The following is a 17,186-nucleotide window of genomic DNA, read 5'->3' as shown; positions in this document are numbered from 1 at the left end:
GATATGGGTCAACAGGTCCCTTGGCGAGTTGTGCCACGTACTGGTCGTTTGTAACAGCAAATCTCACATTCACTGGGCAAGAGTCAAAGCGCAGAAATTCCCCAAACGTGCTGGAATTATTCGCCAATATAGAGGCGAACAAGGCGTTCTAGCTCACGCGCGGTCGAGGCAACGTCTTCAATGGGCATATGTTCGTCGTGAGCATGAAGTTGCGAATAGACCTCTCCGAGTGTCGCCCCGGAAGCACATGATCCAAAACCGTAGCCCACTCCCCCCTTGCGCCTGCCGACCCTGAGGTCTGACCCTCCCGGGAAGAGGATGGGGACCACGACTGCGCCGGGGTGCGCTTCGCGAAAAACTTCTTCGATTGTTCGGTAGAGTTTCGTCTCAATTGACGAGGCCGTGGCTGGCTCGCTGAGCAAGCGCTCGATCTGGACGCGGGGGGCCAGCTCCCCCAAGGCCTCGAGAATCACGCAATCGACGTCATCGTCACTTTGCCCAGGCAAAGTACGAATATCGAGTTCAATGTAGCCAGAGGAAGGAAGAACGTTAATCGGACCTCCGGCCCTGACAACGGTTTGCGCAACAGTCATATGCGAAACGGCGTGAGCGTATGCAGCAAGATCACCAAATTCGCTGTAGTCACCGGTGTAGCTCCCCTCAAGCAAAGAAGTTTCAAGAAGAGCATCGAACTCGAAGGCGCGAACAAAACCCGCCCAGATTTCATCGCTGGCATGGGGCCATTGGGCTTGAGCGAGAGCATGCGAAACCCTGCCTAGCATCTCGACGGCACTCACTCGGCCAAGGGGAATCGATCCATGACCGGCATCCCCGCGTACATGAAGACGCCGTTGCGCGGCTCCCTTTTCTCCGGCAATGACAACGACGCTATCTCGGCCCCGGGCGCCTCGAATATGCGCGCCTCCCATTTCAGATAACGAAGCATCCCACGAGAACGCCTCGGGGCGATGCTCACCGATCCACGGAACTCCCAGTCCGCCTCGTGCTTCTTCATCCGCAGCAGCGACGAAAGTCAGGGTCGCTCGTGGTCGTGCGCCACCATCGGCAATTTCTTGGGCGATGCGGCGAGTGACGACAGCCATAGCAGCGGTGAGGTGGAGCATGTCCACGCTCCCTCGGCCCCAAATTTGCCCATCGCTGATTTCCCCTTCAAAAGGAGGGTGCGTCCAGTGCTTTTCATCGACTGGGACAACGTCGGTGTGTCCCAGAAGGGTGAGAGCTTCGCAACTGGGATCCGTTCCGGGAACCGTGACGACTAAGGTCGTTCGACCCGGATGGGCTTCAATGCGTTCACACGTCACGGGAAGGTCGGCAAAGTAGTCTTCAAAAAGATTGGCAGCCTTGATTTCCTGTCCCGAATCTGGGGTAAGGTCATTGACCGATTGCAAGGCGATCAGCCGTCGAAGAAGATCGAGGGTTTCTTCTCCGATATCACGTGTGTGCACCGCAGCCATGACTCTCCTTTTCAAGTGTGAGCGATCCTTAATCCAGACTACTCAGGCTCTCCTTCTTCGCTCGCGCAGACCGCTCGATGAGCGGATGTAACGAACACGTCTTATTACACGTCACGCGCTTGGCGCTGCCTGCTCCCGTGTCGTCCCCACTGTGAGCGACTCATCGGCGCGTTCTCGCTAGACCGGAGGGCCGATGAAACGTAGGCTTGGACGGTAATAAGTCCACGACTCGGATGGAGAATATGTATGAGCGCTCAGCGCCAGGCCGAACCAACCTCGCTGCCCGCACCCCAGGTGCCGGACAAGGTCGCCACTGAAGGCCTCGAAGCCCAGTGGAACCAGCGTTGGGAAGATCAGGGAACCTATCGTTTTGATCGAAGCCGCCCCCGCCAAGAGGTTTACTCGATCGACACTCCCCCGCCCACGGTTTCGGGTTCACTTCACGTCGGCCACGTGTTCTCGTACACGCACACCGACGTCGTCGCACGTTTCCAGCGAATGCTGGGAAAATCGGTCTTCTACCCCATGGGCTGGGACGATAACGGCCTGCCTACCGAGCGTCGCGTTCAGAACTACTTCGGGGTTCGCGTCGATGCGACCCTCCCCTATGATCCGAACTTCGAGCCCCCTCATGTTGGCGGCGAAGGCAAGTCCATCAAGGCTCGCGATCAGGTGCCGATCTCGCGTCGTAATTTCGTGGAGCTGTGCGAGCGCTTGACCGTCGAGGACGAGAAGCACTTCGAAGATCTGTGGCGCCACTTGGGCCTGTCGGTTGACTGGACCCAGAACTACCAGACCATCGGTACTCGCGCCCGCAAGGTTGCCCAGGCTGCTTTCCTGCGCAATCTCGAGCGCGGCGAGGCCTATCAGGCTGAGGCTCCTGGCCTGTGGGACGTGACCTTCCAGACCGCGGTTGCCCAGGCCGAGCTTGAGAGCCGCGAATACCCGGGCTTCTACCACCGCCTCGCCTTCCACATCACCGACCCCGCGCGCGCTGCCGAGGCCGCTGCAGCCGGTGCGCCGGTTGAGAACGGTGTTGATGTCTGCATTGAGACAACTCGTCCCGAACTCCTTCCCGCGTGCGTGGCCTTGATTGCTCACCCCGACGATGAGCGCTACAAGCCGCTGTTCGGCACCACGGTTGCCTCTCCTGTTTTCGGTGTTGAGGTCCCTGTTCTTCCCCACCCCGAGGCAGAGATGGACAAGGGCGCCGGTATCGCCATGTGCTGTACTTTCGGTGACACGACCGATATCGATTGGTGGCGTGACCTGAACCTTCCGCTGCGCACCGTTTTGCGCAAGGACGGCCGCCTGCAGACCGAAACCCCCGAGTGGATCACCACCGCTGAGGGTCGCGAGGCCTTCGCTGAGCTTGCGGGGAAGACAACCTTCTCTGCTCGCGAGGCACTGGTTGCACGCCTCGAGGCAAGCGGCGAGATGCGCGGTGAACCTCAGAAGACGATGCGCCAGACGAACTTCTTCGAAAAGGGCGACAAGCCCCTAGAGATCGTGACTTCGCGTCAGTGGTACATCCGTAACGGTGGCAAGCCGTGGGTCAATCCTGCTACTGGCAAGGACCTGAACCAGGAACTCATCGAGCGCGGTAAGGAACTGGAGTTCCACCCGGACTTCATGCGCGTGCGCTACGAGAACTGGGTACGTGGCCTCAACAACGACTGGTTGGTCTCTCGCCAGCGTTTCTTCGGCGTCCCCTTCCCCCTGTGGTACCGCGTCGATGACCGTGGCGAAGTCGATTACACCCAGATCATCACCCCCAGCGAAGATCAGCTTCCTGTCGATCCCTCATCGGATACGGCTCCCGGTTACACCGAGGATCAGCGCGGAGTCGCCGGTGGTTTCATCGGTGAACTCGACATCATGGATACCTGGGCGACCTCTTCACTTTCCCCGCAGATTGCCTGCGGTTGGCTTGAGGACGAGGACTTGTTCTCTCGTACCTACCCGATGGACTTGCGTCCGCAGGGTCAGGACATCATCCGAACCTGGCTGTTCTCAACGGTCGTGCGTGCCGATCTGGAATTCGGCGCACTCCCCTGGGCACACGCCGGTCTATCGGGGTGGATCTTGGACTCGGATCACAAGAAGATGTCGAAGTCTAAGGGAAATGTCGTCACCCCCATGGGTCTGCTCGAGAAGTTCGGTTCGGACGCGGTGCGTTACTGGGCGGCTTCGGCTCGACTGGGCTTGGATGCTGCTTTCGACGAATCACAGATGAAGATTGGCCGCCGCCTGGCCATCAAGGTACTCAACGCTTCGAAGTTCGCTCTCACGATGGGTGGAGACGCAGATCTGGATCTGGATATCACGCACGTTGTCCAGCCCCTCGACCGTTCGATGCTTGCCGCTTTGCGCGAGGTTGTCTCTTCTGCGACCACGGCTCTGGAAAATTACGAGCACGCGCGTGCACTGGAAGTCACCGAGTCCTTCTTCTGGACCTTCTGTGATGACTACTTGGAGCTCGTGAAGGAACGCGCCTACAACCGCGAGGGCAAGTGGAGTGATCAGGCTTCGGCTTCTGCCCGCGCAGCGCTGGCGATCGCCATCGATACCTTCGTTCGCTTGCTTGCTCCCTACCTGCCCTTCGTGACCGAAGAGGTGTGGAGCTGGTATCGCGAAGGTAGCGTCCACCAGGCTGCATGGCCGACCACCTCCAACCTTGAGGTCACCCCTGATGGGAGTATTGAGGGCGCGATCGAGGACGCTTCCAGCGTGTTGCTGGGCGTTGCCTCCGAGGCACTCGTGGTCCTTCGCCGCGTGAAGTCCGAAGCAAAAGTCTCCCCCAGGACCCCCTTCCTTGAGGTGACGGTGTCTGCTCCCGAGCAGATGATCCCCCTGCTTGAGGAAGTTCTGGAAGACCTTGCAGCCGCGACGAAGATCCAGGGTCCCGCTCACTTCGAGGCCTCGGCAGACTCTACCGAAGATGAAGGCACCATCCGTGTCGCTTCCTTCGAGTTGGGCGAAGCCCCGGCTAAGAAGAAGAACTAAGTTCTAGGTATAAAGGTGTGGGCCCGGCAGCTGCCGGGCCCACACCTTTATACGAAGGAAAGACCTATTGGAGGTTTTCCTGGTTGTCGTTCACATGGGCACGAAGGCCGTAGCGTTCTTCCTGGCGACGGCGAAGAGACTGCTGAACCCCTAGTCCCGCAAGAGGAATGTACTCGTCACTCTCTTGGGTATAGCCCTTTGCCACCGCCCAGCCCCAGATCCGCGAGCATTGGATGACAGCATTTCGTTCAGTTTTGACTGAATCCACTCCCCTGAAGGTAATAGGAAGTAACGCGGAGGAACCGTCTGGACGAATCACCTTCACTTCAGCTGTCTGAAGACCTCGACCTATCTGGTTCACAAGGCGAACATACAAACCCGTTCGCGAGTGCGGCCACGGAATCTGTATTTTCCTTGACAAGATCGACAGGGTGATCCCTTGGGAGTCGAGACAATCTGTACTTGGGAAATAAAGGAAACCATGAATAATGAGAAGGACGATGATCAGCAGATCGCCCCCTAGCATGAAGGACCAGATCAATGGATGATCCGTGTCAATGACCGCGTCTGTTCCTTCGGTCAGCATCGTTGGGAACGGCAGAGAGAGAAAGAGCGCTAAACACCACGACAAAATCACCATAAACGTCGAGCCTTTTTCGAAGACTATTCTCTCTGCTTCAAGAGGAATAGGCTTCTCGTCGTTTTGGTCGTAGTAGTAGTCACCGTCTACAACCGTCCCGATCTTCGAGGCAATTTCTTTCTGAGGCTCGATGCGCTCCCCAGCAGCGGGAGGAAGTGATACTCGAGAAGAATCCTCAGCAGGCTGAGGATCGTGGAGATTACTCATTTATTGATTGAAGTTCTGGCGAAGACCGTAGCGTTCTTCCTGAGACTGACGAAGTGCTTGGTGAATTCCAACTCCCGAAAGAGGAATATACTCCCCCGTTTCAACGGTGTAGCCCCTTGCAACGCCCCAATCCCAAATACGCGAGCACTGAACGACGCCTCGCCATTCCAATTCATCGGAGTTCGGACCGGTGAAGACAATCCCCAAGGGAATCTGCATTCCCTCAGCACTGATCAGTTTCACGTCGAAGGTCTGTGTCATCCGAGCGCTCGCCGAAGCGGCGTTTCCAGCCCGCGTGTTACGGACGTAGAAACTAGTACGCGAATGAGGCCAGGGGAAGCGCTTCGAGCCAAAAATGCTCGTGACATAGAAGCCCTGGTAGTCGATGTAGTCTTTGCGGGGCATCATGACAAGCCCAGCGACAATCAAGAGAGCCCCGATCAAGAAACAAAGAATCATCGCTGCAACTGACTGTTCAGTGCGCACGGAATTGACACATGCAAGGAGAAAAACTCCACCCAAAACGAAGGCTACGATTGCTTTCGTCCACGAGCCTTTTTCAATGATCAGTCGGTTCACCATTGTGGGAATCGGACGATCATCAAACTTATCAAAATAGTAGTCACCGTTTTCAATCCTGCCGGTTGCTGGCACGCTTCCCTGCGGAATTGACTGTCCGCTCATGGGCGGCAGGCTCGGCGGCATCGTCGGTTCACTCATTTTGTCCTCCTCAAATGTGTTTCAACATTTTTATACTACAACTGTTGTGAGCGAGGACCTTTCGCTCAGAACATATGAGTTTTAAGGCACAACTGGCAGTTTTTCTTGAACTGAACAGCTACTTACAGATAGCATTTCTCGGTATTGTGCTCAGACAGCTTGCTGAGTTTTTAAGGTTTTGGAGGCACGTTATGTTGAAGCGTTCACAGCGCGGGTGGAGCATCATTGCTACCCTCGCCACCGCTAGCGTTGCAATGGGTATTGCGGGGGTCTCCACCGCACAACTTCAGGCTCAGGCAGATGAAGAACGCGTCCCCGACTTGATCCTCCTGAAGGATGCAGCCCACGTCCAGATGTCGGGCGGGCAGCCCGTCTACGATGAATTCGGCCTCCCGATTGGTCTTGATTCGACCGCAGATGCTCCCATTGGACAGTTCGAGGTCGGCGACTACGTTGTCTACCGTATCAATGTCCTGAATCGCAATTATGCTGACGTGAACAGCTTTACTGTTTCGGATTTCCTTCCCGAAGGGGTCACCTATCAGAACTCCTGGACACGCAGGTGCACACACATTGTTATAGCTCCTACCGACCACCTGTGGGTTCACGAAAGCCAAAGCGTGAATCCCGACGAGAGTCTGTACCCAGACAGCCCGATTACTTTCCCCTGTCGCGCACCTGAGGAATATTCCTCAGGGACCTATGACCACTGCAGCGGAACATGGACGAGTAGCACTGAGTATTTTGGATACGCTTCATATTCAACTTTGTTCGTCCTTGGACGTGTCGACAAGAAGGGCGCAGGAAAGACAATTTCCAACACTGCTCGATTGGCGGATGTCGCTCCTCAAAATTCAAAGCTCTCCGTTGATTCGTGGACCGCAGATATTACGGTTGCACCTCTTGCTACCGGTGCACAGGTTGAGGAGATCACGGATCCCTCACCTTGCTCAACACCGACACCTTCGGATTCCCCCACGTCTTCGCAGGCTTCCCCCTCGGTGAGTACATCTGCTCCTTCCACAACCACAAGTGCCCCCACTACCACGCCCACCACCAGCGAGGCCTCGGCAATGACAAGCGCAACAGCAGCCTCTCGCACACCGCAGACAACCACACTCGCGCGTACGGGTGTTCCCCTCGCACTCCTTGGGGGGATAGCGGTGCTCACCACTGTTGCAGGATCATCTTTCGTCTCGAGCAGGCGTAAGCTCGATTAAACCCCCGTTTACAGAAGGACCGACAAACCATGACACTCCATCGTTCTCGACGCCGCAGTTTGTGTGCAGCACTCCTCAGCGCCTGTGTTGCCCTGGGAATTGTCGGTGTTTCAGCATCCAAGTTCCAGGCCAGCGCTGATCCAAACCAGGGTGCTGATCTTATTGTCTTGAAGGATGCGGCCCACGTCCAGATGTCTGGCGCTCAGCCTGTTTATGGCGCAAACGGACTCCCCATCGCTCTTGATTCGACGGCTAACTTCCCGATTGGGAACTTTAACGTTGGCGACTATGTTCTTTACCGCGTCAACATTCTTAACCGTGGCGTTGGCACAGTGACAAACATCAATGTGAAAGACCTACTGCCCGAGGGAATCACCTACCAAAACTCGTGGACTCGACTGTGCAATAACGAGATCCTTGCCTATCCTCCGGTCGATCACCTCTGGGTCCGGGAAGGACACGACTTTGATCCGAACCCAGACGACGGCCTCATTCGAGACTTCACCTTCCCCTGTACTGATGCCAAGACTTTTGGTTCCTATGATCACTGCACTGGAATCTGGGACGGCGGCGCAGGGCAGCTCGGTTTCATGAACTACACGACGCTGCACGTGCTCGGACGCGTGAATGAAAAGGGCGCGGGAACAACCATCTCTAACACCGCGGCGCTCACGGGATTCACCGGCGCTAATGCACAGTCCTCCGCAGACTCTTGGACCGCCAATATCACCGTCGCTCCGCTGACTGCTGGAACACAAGTCGATCCAATCCTCGACCCCTCGCCGTGTGTAACGCCCACCCCCTCGCCTTCTCCTTCGGTTAGTTCAACGACACCTACCACAAGCACTCCGACGGCTTCGGTGAGTACAAGCGCTGCATCTCCTTCAGCTAGTGAGTCAACGACGGTTTCGGTAAGCCCAAGCACGAGTTCGGCAGGGGCACAGACTAGTGCTTCGACCCCGTCAAAGCCGACGCTCGCGCGCACGGGTGGCCCCATTGCTTTCCTTGCTGGAGCAGCGGCACTGAGCGCAAGTGCAGGCGCTGCATTGCGCAAGCGCAAGCGCGGCTAGAAGTTCCTCCACTCAATTGCGGTCTACGCGAAGCGTAGGCCGCAATTTTTTATTGGAACGGAGAGCTTAATACGCGAGTCTTCTCAGATAAGCGCGCAGAAATACAAAAACCCGGTCTCTTTCGAGACCGGGTTATTAGTAGCGGGGACAGGATTTGAACCTGCGACCTCCGGGTTATGAGCCCGGCGAGCTACCGAACTGCTCCACCCCGCGTCGGTACCTATAAAAGGTACCTGTCTTGGCCCAAAAGCACAACTCGAGTCGGGTGACATGGGTCATGCAGATCCACACGCTCAAAGTGGACGCAGATGAAAGTGCCCAGTTTTAACATCCTCCCATGACACCTCAGAACTTTTTCTTCTTCGTCCTCTGCGCAGCCCTAGCCTGTTTATCGTGGGCACTGGGTAAACGCAGTGGGGCACTCCACGCGCACCTCGAACTTTCACAAGACCTCGCACGCAGCCAAGCCCAGGTGGCAGAGCTGCGCGAACGCCTCTCGCAAGAACACACCTTCCAAAGTCTCCTGGCCGATTCTCAATCCCAAACAGCACAGCTTGAATCTGCACAGCACCAACACCTTATGCAGACAATCCTTCCGATCAACGAAGGCTTAAAGCTCCTTCAAACCTCCGTCAGTTCTTTAGAACGACAGCAGGCCGCGCAAATCGGCGCACTTGATCAGCAACTAAAGTGGACACGAGAATCGGAAGATTTACTCCGGCAGTCCACCCAAGAACTCACGCGCACACTCTCTCACGCTCCTCTTCGCGGGACTTGGGGAGAGGCCCAGCTACGTTCCCTCGTTGAGTCTGCCGGGCTTATCGAGCACGTTCACTTTGACACCCAAGTACCAACGGCAGGCCGATCCAAACGCCCTGACATGATCGTCCTCCTCCCTCAAGATAAGTGCATTCCAGTTGATGCGAAAGTCCCACTGGATGCTTATTTGCGCGCCCAAAGCGAAGACACTCCCCTGCATCTTGATGGCGAGGATCCTTCGGATCAGACACTCACATACGAGCAGCTCATGCTCCAGCATGCGAAGTCCTTGCGCCGCCACGTCAGTGAACTTTCCCGAAAGGAATATTGGAAAGAACTCCCCCATGCCGCTGACTATGTCATCGCTTTTGTTCCCAGCGAATCGATTCTCTCTGCAGCATTGCATACCGATCCTTCACTCATGCACGACGCCTTGAATATGAATGTTGTTCTTGCTTCCCCCACGTCCCTATGGGCGATTCTGCGCACAGTTGCTTTCACTTGGCGTCAACAAAGCCTATCCACACAGGCTCAAGAGATTATTCAGCTCTCTCAAGAACTCTACGAACGGCTCCAAACACTTGGAAAACACGCATCGAAAGTCTCCGTCGCACTCAACAATGCATCGCAGTCGTGGAATTCTTTCCTCGGTTCTTTTGAATCACGAGCATTAGTCAGCGCTCGGAAGCTCTCAGGAATTCATCTCAGTCCCGAACCCCTCGAGCGCGTTCACGTGGAGGCAAAGACTCTCACGACGCCCTTGTCACAGGCGACGGAAAACCTCGACTTTCCAGCGGAGGGCATCTCCTGAGGCGGGACGCCAGGCCTCATCGCTGCGGCTCAGGTCAAGTCCCCACTCTTCAGGGGATATCTCTGGAGCATACACATGATGTTCGCTGCCCTTGATCTTTTCAAGACAGGGGTCGTCAAGTTCTAAGAAAGAGACGACAAGCTCATCCACCAGCGGCATTGACTGCGTGTAGATCTGTGCGCCGCCCGTGATCCACACGCGCTCACTGCCCCGCTCGCGTGCATCCTCTTGTCCAAGTCGCACTGCTTCATCCAAGGAATGCGCAACCAGCGCACCATCCAGTTTCAGATCTGGGTTTCGGGTGATGACAATGGACGTTCTACCAGGTAAGGGACGCCCCAAGGCGTCCCATGATGAACGACCCATAATAATCGGGCAGTTCATTGTTGCGGCCTTGAAGTGAGCAAAATCCGCGGGAACCCGCCAGAGCATTTCAGTCCCCGACCCCAGCAGGCCATCAGCCGTTTGGGCCCAAATCGAGGCAAGAGGGACCGATCGATGCTGCACGTGCGGTTCCTCCCCAACCGTCATTTCCCGGGCAGCGCCTCCGCCGTGGTTCACACGGCCACCGGTGCTTTGATCGTCGGGTGATGTTCGTAGCCCTCAATCTCGATGTCGTCGAAATCGTAAGAGAACATCGAATCCGCCTGGCGCAGCTTCAAAGTTGGGAAGGGATAGGGCTCACGCGAGAGCTGTTCATTCACCTGCTCAACATGGTTCGAGTAGATGTGGCAGTCTCCCCCGGTCCAAATAAAGTCGCCTACTTCCAGGCCAGCCTGCTGGGCAAACATGTGGGTCAAGAGGGAATAAGAGGCGATATTGAAGGGAACACCAAGGAACATGTCGGCACTGCGCTGATACAGCTGTAGAGACAAACGCCCCTGGGCGACATAGAGCTGGAAGAACGCATGGCAAGGCTCAAGAGCCATCTGCGGAAGATCCCCAACATTCCAAGCCGACACAATCATGCGACGGGAATCAGGGTTAGTCTTCAGCGTCTCTAAAACCTGAGAGATTTGGTCAATCTGACGACCATCCCCGGCATTCCAGCGGCGCCACTGGACACCGTAAACGGGCCCCAAGTCACCATTTTCATCGGCCCATTCATTCCAGATACGAACGCCGTTTTCTTGAAGCCACCGCACGTTCGAATCCCCGCTGAGGAACCACAAGAGCTCGCCAATGATCGACTTCATGTGGACGCGCTTGGTCGTAATGAGCGGAAAGCCCTGTGAGAGGTCATAGCGGAGCTGTGCGCCGAAAAGGGAACGCGTGCCTGTACCCGTGCGGTCGGTCTTTTCCACACCTTCACGCATAATCTTTGCCAGTAGGTCTTCGTATTGCCTATCAACCTGGTTCATTACATTTCCCTTCCGGCTTTGTTCTGCCTCTTTCGCCAGCGCCTACAAGCCTAGTGGCACACGCTGGCGAAAGAGGCAACAACTCTCAAGATTCGCGAACCTGTTCAGAGGCGATATGCAAGGTGTGAGGCAGCGGCTCAGAAAGGCTATGTGCGATCGTGCAATTGCGCTCAATAGCGGAACCAGCACGACGAAGAAGATTTGTTGTCTCTTCTTCACTGAGCGAAGAGAGGTCCTGCAGAAGCTCAACTTCCATGGAAGTGAAGCGATCGGCGGCCTCGTCGTATTCGGCGGAAACGCCGGCAATCTGCGCAAAGTCCTCGCCCAAGACTGCGGCGAAACGCGCATCAGAGGACATTGCATTGCAACCGGCGAGCGCAAGCTTGAGCAAATCACCCGGGGTGAAGCGTCCCGGGCCGTCACCGACCAGAACCTCAGCTCCGCGAGCATTACGAGCGACGTACTGACGCACTCCTGTCCGTTCCAAGTACAGAGGCCGTGAGGGGCCACCCGCAGCCGCTACAGACTCTGTTGTTTCGCTGATTTCTTCAGACATGATGTGTCCTTCCCGTGTTCTTTATCAGTTCACAACCCGAAGTGAAAGGGTTTTATTCCGCGATGTAGTACTCGCCCGCATGTCTCTTGAGCCATGTATCGACGATTTTGTGCTCTCGTTTGAAGAAGTCGTCGAAATGAGAGGCCACCGTGGCCTCGACCATGCGTCCAATAAGAGGAATTGCAATTCTGTATTCGCCATTGAGCGCCCACTGGCACTGATTGAGATCCCACTCCACGGGGCTCACGCTCTGAGTCAGATGCGCACTGACAGAGACCGCCTCAGCATTCAGGGTGCATCTCGCTTGAAAGTGCCTGGGAGCGACCTGCGTCCACACCTCGTCGTATTCGATGAGGACTTGGTTTTCGACCGCCGAGCGCGCACGCGCGGGAAGGGCCTCGGGGTTGAGTTGTCCACGAACGCTCACCGCGCCTGCCTGCGGGTACTCCACCACGGCCTCGCGAATAAAATCCCCAAAGCGCGTCTGAACGAAATCCCCGTTCGTACTGATTTCGACGAATGCCTCCGGCGAGCATTGATACTGCGCATCCCCATTGACCTGCATCATTGTCCCATCTTCTTGTCTGCTCCGCCCCTATGTTGAAGCGAAGTCCACAGGAGTGATTGTATCCTTGCCGCCCGTTGATTCTCACAATGAGGCGAGTGCCGCTATTGTGAAGACATGTCGGACATGTCAAGCTTTGCCCAATCTGCAGAAGTCTCATTCACTCCTAAGCTGTCCCCGGGAGCTCACGATCATTTGCACCAGCTCTTGGCTGATTGGCAGGTTCTTGCAGACCTTGCGGCTGCCGACTTGGTGTTGTGGCTTCATACAGACGATGACCGCTTCTTCGCCGCCGAGAATTGCCGCCCCTCAACCTCGATCACCGTTCACGCTGACGATCCGCGGGGCCTGTATCTTCCTCTTGCTCGCGAGGCCGAGCTGCGTGAGGCGATGAGAACCGGCAAGGTCGTGCGCCCGACTTCGCCGCATTGGGCCGGTACCTACTCGGTTCTTGAAGTTTGTGTTCCGATCCCCTACGAGGGCGAAGTCATCGCGGTGCTCACGCGCGAAACGAACCTATCCTCGCCTCGTCTTGCTCAAAACTTTGATACCTGGACCAGTGACGCGGCGGACATCATCTGCGAGATGATCACTCGGGGCGAGTACCCCTACAAGTCTGCTCCAACAGCTTCCGCACATGGTGTTCCCCGCGTCCAAGACGGAGCGATCCTCATCGATCAAGATGGAAAGGTCCTTCAGACGACCCCCAATGCTATGTCGTGTCTGCGTCGCATTGGAATCCGTCAAGATTCCGTATTTGGCGAAGTCTTGGCCGAACGCATCACAGATGCTGTGAGCGATGAGAACAGCGTTGAGGAGTCTTTGGCAGTCGTCGTGATGGGACGCGCCCCCTGGCGCGTCGAACTATCGGTTCAAGGGGTCACGATCTCCTTGCGTGCGCTTCCGCTTGTCGATGGTCATAAGCGTCTGGGCGCTGTCATCTTGACGCGTGATATCACCGAGATTCGTCGACGCGAACAAGAACTCATGACAAAGGACGCAACGATTCGCGAGATTCACCACCGCGTGAAGAATAATCTGCAGACGGTGTCGGCTCTGCTGCGTCTTCAGTCTCGCCGTTCTGATCTGGAAAGCGTTCAGGCCGCACTCAAGGAAGCCGAGCGGCGAGTCCAGGCGATTGCGACTGTTCACGAGGCCCTCTCGCAAGACGTCAATGAGCAGGTCGATTTTGACGATGTCGCGCGAACGATTGTGAGAATGGCCGGAACGCTTGCCTCAACCGATCATGCGGTCGATGTGACGACCAGCGGTGAGTTCGGCAGCCTTGCAGCAGCACAAGCGCAGGCTATGGCGACTGTTCTCAACGAGCTTGTATCGAATTCGGTTGAGCACGGTCTTGCGGATAAGGACGGGCTGATCCGCGTCCACGCGCAGCGCAACGGTGACCAGCTCATTGTTACAGTCACTGACAATGGTGCAGGAATCCAGCCCGGTCGGGCGATGACGGGTTTGGGGACCCAGATCGTTAATCAGATGGTTCGTGGCGAACTTCGAGGCAGCATCGATTGGGAGCCTGCTGAAGGCGGCGGAACCGTCGTCACGTTGAAGGCCCGTTTATCCGACTGAAAGTTTGTACCCACATCCTTCCTTGAAGAATTAATGAGGAGGGGTCTAGATACAACGCTTGTGATGTGAATGTCGTTGGGGGCGGGAGGATTGAAATCCTCCCGCCCCCAACGACATCAATCATGTTTCAGCACATCAGGAACCGGAACCCTTTTGTGCTTCCAGTGCCTTTTGAGCCTCAATAGCCTTGGCAAGGGAATCGTTCAAGCGTTTTTGCGATTCACCATAAGCTGCCCAGTCATTGTTCTTCAGGGCATTTTGGCCATCTTGGATGGCCTGATTAGCGTCCTGCAGAGCAGAGGCGAGCTGCTGTGAGGGCTCAGAATTCGTATCGGTATTTTGGTTCTTATCCTTGCTGGAGGTGTCCTTACCCGTCACCTTTGCAGCTGAATCCCCGCCGAAGGTTTGATCCAGCGACTCTTGCAAAGTCGGGGCGAATCCAACGCGATTACCAAAAGCCGTCAAGACGAAACGCAGCACCGGATAGTTCGCGCCGCCCGATCCTTGAATGTACACGGGCTGGACGTAGAGAAGGCCTCCACCCACGGGCAGGGTCAAGAGGTTACCCCTAATGACCGTTGAATCCGACAGGTTCAACACGTTCAATTGCGAGGCAATTGTCTGGTTCGTGTCGTAGGCATTTTGGATCTGTCCGGGGCCAGGAACCGTCGTCGAGGAAGGCAGCGCGATCAATCGCAGCTTGCCGTATCCCTCGCGAACTTGCCCAGCTTGGCTTCCCGTTTCCGAATCGACTGCGAGGAAGCCAGCCATGGCCTCGCGCTTGGACTCGCCACCGGGGACGAACACAGAGGTGAGGGAGAACTCTGCGGAGTCCTGCCCAGGCATCTGCATGGTCAGATAGTAGGGCGGCTGCACTCGGATCGCTTGCAGCTGCGAGGAAGTCATGGTCTGAATTGAGCCATTGGCTGTTGCAGCAGTCGAGGTTTCTTCTGCCAGTCGCCAGCGGTCGCCACCGGTGTAGAAATCAGCGGCATCACGCACGTGGTAGGACGTGAGAAGTTCACGCTGAACCTTGAACATGTCCTCCGGGTAGCGCAGGTGTCCCATCAGGTCGGCAGAGATGTTTGCCTTGGGTTCCACGGTTCCGGGGTAGATCTTCGTCCAGGTATTGAGGATCGGATCGTTATCGTCCCACTGGAACAAACGCACTGATCCGTCATAGGCGTCGACGATGGCTTTCACCGAGTTACGCATGTAGTTGATGGAGTTTCCTTGGATGTACTCTCCCACCGACTGTGAGCGCGAATCGACCGTGCTGGAGGACAGCGATTGGTGCTGGGCATAAGGGTAGGAATCCGTGGTTGTGTAGGCATCAACAACCCACACCAGACGCTTCGGGGTCGAAGGATCTCCATCGGTATCAACAACCGCCGGGTAAGCCTTCTGTTCCAAAGTCAGGTAAGGTGCAACCTTTGCCACTCGCAGCAAGGGATCACGGTCATACAGGATCTGGGATTCTTCATTCGTTTGAGAGGAGAAGAAGATATCCGTTGACCCGAACTTGATCGAGTACAGGAGCTTATTCCACACATTCCCAACCGAGGGACCACCGTTGCCGGTGAAGGTTGTGGAGACCTGACCACCGGGAGCGTTGTCGTCGGGGTAGTCAAGTTCTTGGGGCGCGGTGCCCTCTGGGCCACCAACGATTGAGTAATCAGGCGCCGACTGAGAGAAGTAGACGCGAGGCTCGTAGGATCCCATTTCACCCGTCGAGGGGATGGACTGCTCCCAGTAGGCGGGAAGACCATCAGAAGTGATGGTGTTACCGTAGGCAGCGACAACACCGAAACCGTGGGTGTAAACGGTGTGCCGGTTGACCCAGGTCTGCTGTTCTTGCGAGAGTCCAGCAAGGTTGAGTTCACGCATCGAGATGACGGTGTCACGACGTTCACCATTGATGGTGTATCGGTCGACAAAGAACCCGGAATCAAAGGAGTAGTAGGGACGCGACTGCTGAAGCTGCTGAACAGTCTTGCGGATCACCTGCGGGTCGAGCAGTCGAATCTGCGAGGTCGATTCCGAGTCTTCGCGCAACTGACCGGGCTGAGCGCTAGTCGTTGCGTCGTAGGTCGTGTAGTCCAAATCATCCAGACCATAGGCACTCAAAGTCGCGTCAATATTGTTCTGGATGTAGGGAGCGTTTAGAGAACGCGCGTTCGGGCGGACCCTGAACTGTTCGATGAGCGCGGGGTAGGCGCCACCAATGACCAATGCGGCAACCACGGTGACAACGACGCCGATCGTGGGAAGGCGCCAGGTGCCTCGGAAAGCGGCAATAAGGAAGAGAACTGCAACCGCGAGCGAGATTACCGCGAGGATCGAATGCGCGGGAAGGGTGGCATTGACGTCCGCATACATTGCGCCGTCAATGTTGTCCCCACTTTGAGTGAGCAGCGAATAGCGTCCGATCCAGTAGTTTGCGCCGATGATCACCGAGGCCACGGCTGCGAGGATCCCCAGGTGGCGTCGCACTTTTTTCCGAGCGTGCGGGCGCGGAGTGAGTTGCAGTCCTCCGTAGAGGTAGGACACAGCAAGCGAGACCGCCAGGGATAGAAGAACAAGGCGCATGAGGAACGAGACGACCAGCTCAAGGAAGGGAAGAGTGAAGACGAAGAATGAAACGTCCCACCCAAAAATCGGGTCGGTCTTCCCGAAGGGTGTCGCGTTGAGCCACGTGAGGACAGTCTGCCATCCTTCGGCGAGCCTGATTCCAACGGGGATACCGATCAGCAGCGCAACCAGCCAGGCCAGCCCCTTCTTGTGGGGCTCAATCGCTTCTTGGTATTGGCGAAGATTCGCGCCTGCTTCTCCCCTGCCCGATGGCACGCGATGACGATGAGCCAGACCAATCATCGTGCGCAAGAGAGCTACTGAAATCACCGCACCGATGAGTGCCAGCGCAGCGATAGCTCCCCACCGGGTCAAAATGATCCGAGTCGAATGCATCTGCTGGAACCAGAGAATTTCGGTCCAGAACGATGAAGCAGCGTAGACAAAAAGCCCCACGAGCACCAAAACCACAACGGTGATGGCTCCGGGGCCGATCTTGGGGCGACGGAACTCAATCTTGGGCAATTGGATGGGGTTATTGCCGATGGAGAAGGGAGAATCGCTCACAAAGCTTCCTCTCTAAAGAATGATCACGATATGTGTATTCTAGCCAGCCGCGCATGCATCTGCGTGCGCCA

At 56.3% G+C, this 17,186-nt stretch carries 13 protein-coding genes and 1 tRNA gene; 5 read left to right on the top strand and 9 right to left on the bottom strand.

Going from position 1 to position 17,186, the window contains the following annotated elements; translation table 11 throughout:
* Positions 1 to 116: 116 nt before the first annotated feature.
* The gene (locus HMPREF1627_RS08025) at positions 117 to 1,475 is read right to left on the bottom strand and encodes a M20/M25/M40 family metallo-hydrolase (RefSeq protein WP_034502765.1); all 1,359 of its coding nucleotides are present in this window, start codon (positions 1,473 to 1,475) and stop codon (positions 117 to 119) included.
* 246 nt (positions 1,476 to 1,721) lie between these two features.
* Here HMPREF1627_RS08025 and valS point away from each other — a divergent pair, with 246 nt between their 5' ends.
* Positions 1,722 to 4,481 (top strand): valine--tRNA ligase, encoded by a 2,760-nt coding sequence (valS, locus tag HMPREF1627_RS08020; RefSeq protein ID WP_034502764.1) that lies wholly within the window; start codon positions 1,722 to 1,724, stop codon positions 4,479 to 4,481.
* Positions 4,482 to 4,545: 64 nt separating this feature from the next.
* On the opposite strand, the gene HMPREF1627_RS10045 is transcribed toward valS, so the two are convergent.
* Both HMPREF1627_RS10045 and HMPREF1627_RS08010 read right to left on the bottom strand, forming a co-directional pair.
* The gene (locus tag HMPREF1627_RS10045) at positions 4,546 to 5,328 is read right to left on the bottom strand and encodes a hypothetical protein (RefSeq protein WP_052040898.1); all 783 of its coding nucleotides are present in this window, start codon (positions 5,326 to 5,328) and stop codon (positions 4,546 to 4,548) included.
* Positions 5,329 to 6,048 carry a hypothetical protein gene (locus HMPREF1627_RS08010; RefSeq protein WP_034502762.1) on the bottom strand — a complete coding sequence of 240 codons (720 nt, stop codon included), beginning with the start codon at positions 6,046 to 6,048 and terminating at the stop codon, positions 5,329 to 5,331.
* Positions 6,049 to 6,239: 191 nt separating this feature from the next.
* On the opposite strand from HMPREF1627_RS08010, the gene HMPREF1627_RS08005 reads away from it, so the two are divergent.
* The gene (locus tag HMPREF1627_RS08005) at positions 6,240 to 7,268 is read left to right on the top strand and encodes a hypothetical protein (protein ID WP_034502760.1); all 1,029 of its coding nucleotides are present in this window, start codon (positions 6,240 to 6,242) and stop codon (positions 7,266 to 7,268) included.
* 29 nt (positions 7,269 to 7,297) lie between these two features.
* Complete coding sequence (locus tag HMPREF1627_RS08000; RefSeq protein ID WP_034502758.1) at positions 7,298 to 8,338, top strand: DUF11 domain-containing protein; 1,041 nt, start codon at positions 7,298 to 7,300, stop codon at positions 8,336 to 8,338.
* A gap of 139 nt (positions 8,339 to 8,477) precedes the next feature.
* On the opposite strand, the gene HMPREF1627_RS07995 is transcribed toward HMPREF1627_RS08000, so the two are convergent.
* Positions 8,478 to 8,551 (bottom strand) — tRNA-Met (locus HMPREF1627_RS07995).
* 124 nt (positions 8,552 to 8,675) lie between these two features.
* Here HMPREF1627_RS07995 and rmuC point away from each other — a divergent pair.
* Positions 8,676 to 9,908, top strand: a complete 1,233-nt coding sequence (gene rmuC, locus HMPREF1627_RS07990) for a DNA recombination protein RmuC (protein WP_034502757.1) — start codon at positions 8,676 to 8,678, stop codon at positions 9,906 to 9,908.
* Here the strand turns inward: rmuC and HMPREF1627_RS07985 are convergent.
* The 4 genes from HMPREF1627_RS07985 to HMPREF1627_RS07970 all read right to left on the bottom strand — a co-directional run bounded on the left by HMPREF1627_RS07985 (position 9,861) and on the right by HMPREF1627_RS07970 (position 12,393).
* Entirely contained in the window at positions 9,861 to 10,415 is a 555-nt protein-coding gene (locus HMPREF1627_RS07985) for a dihydrofolate reductase (protein WP_034502755.1), read from the bottom strand. The genes rmuC and HMPREF1627_RS07985 overlap by 48 nt on opposite strands.
* A 50-nt stretch (positions 10,416 to 10,465) precedes the next feature.
* Positions 10,466 to 11,269 (bottom strand): thymidylate synthase, encoded by an 804-nt coding sequence (locus HMPREF1627_RS07980; RefSeq protein ID WP_034502754.1) that lies wholly within the window; start codon positions 11,267 to 11,269, stop codon positions 10,466 to 10,468.
* 85 nt (positions 11,270 to 11,354) lie between these two features.
* Positions 11,355 to 11,825, bottom strand: coding sequence for an OsmC family protein (locus HMPREF1627_RS07975; RefSeq protein ID WP_052040896.1), 471 nt, complete (start codon positions 11,823 to 11,825; stop codon positions 11,355 to 11,357).
* Between the two features lie 52 nt (positions 11,826 to 11,877).
* On the bottom strand, positions 11,878 to 12,393 hold the full coding sequence (locus HMPREF1627_RS07970; RefSeq protein WP_234305291.1) for a DUF2505 family protein: 516 nt from the start codon (positions 12,391 to 12,393) through the stop codon (positions 11,878 to 11,880).
* 123 nt (positions 12,394 to 12,516) lie between these two features.
* On the opposite strand from HMPREF1627_RS07970, the gene HMPREF1627_RS07965 reads away from it, so the two are divergent.
* Complete coding sequence (locus HMPREF1627_RS07965) at positions 12,517 to 13,977, top strand: sensor histidine kinase (RefSeq protein ID WP_034503616.1); 1,461 nt, start codon at positions 12,517 to 12,519, stop codon at positions 13,975 to 13,977.
* A 135-nt stretch (positions 13,978 to 14,112) separates the two neighbouring features.
* Here HMPREF1627_RS07965 and HMPREF1627_RS07960 read toward each other — a convergent pair whose 3' ends face one another.
* Entirely contained in the window at positions 14,113 to 17,115 is a 3,003-nt protein-coding gene (locus tag HMPREF1627_RS07960) for a UPF0182 family protein (protein WP_034502752.1), read from the bottom strand.
* Positions 17,116 to 17,186 lie beyond the last annotated feature (71 nt).

The sequence above is a fragment of the Actinomyces sp. S6-Spd3 genome (assembly GCF_000758755.1).
GTDB lineage: Bacteria > Actinomycetota > Actinomycetes > Actinomycetales > Actinomycetaceae > Pauljensenia.
The sequence above is the reverse complement of the archived record's forward strand: the minus strand, read 5'-3'. Positions and strand labels throughout refer to the sequence as shown.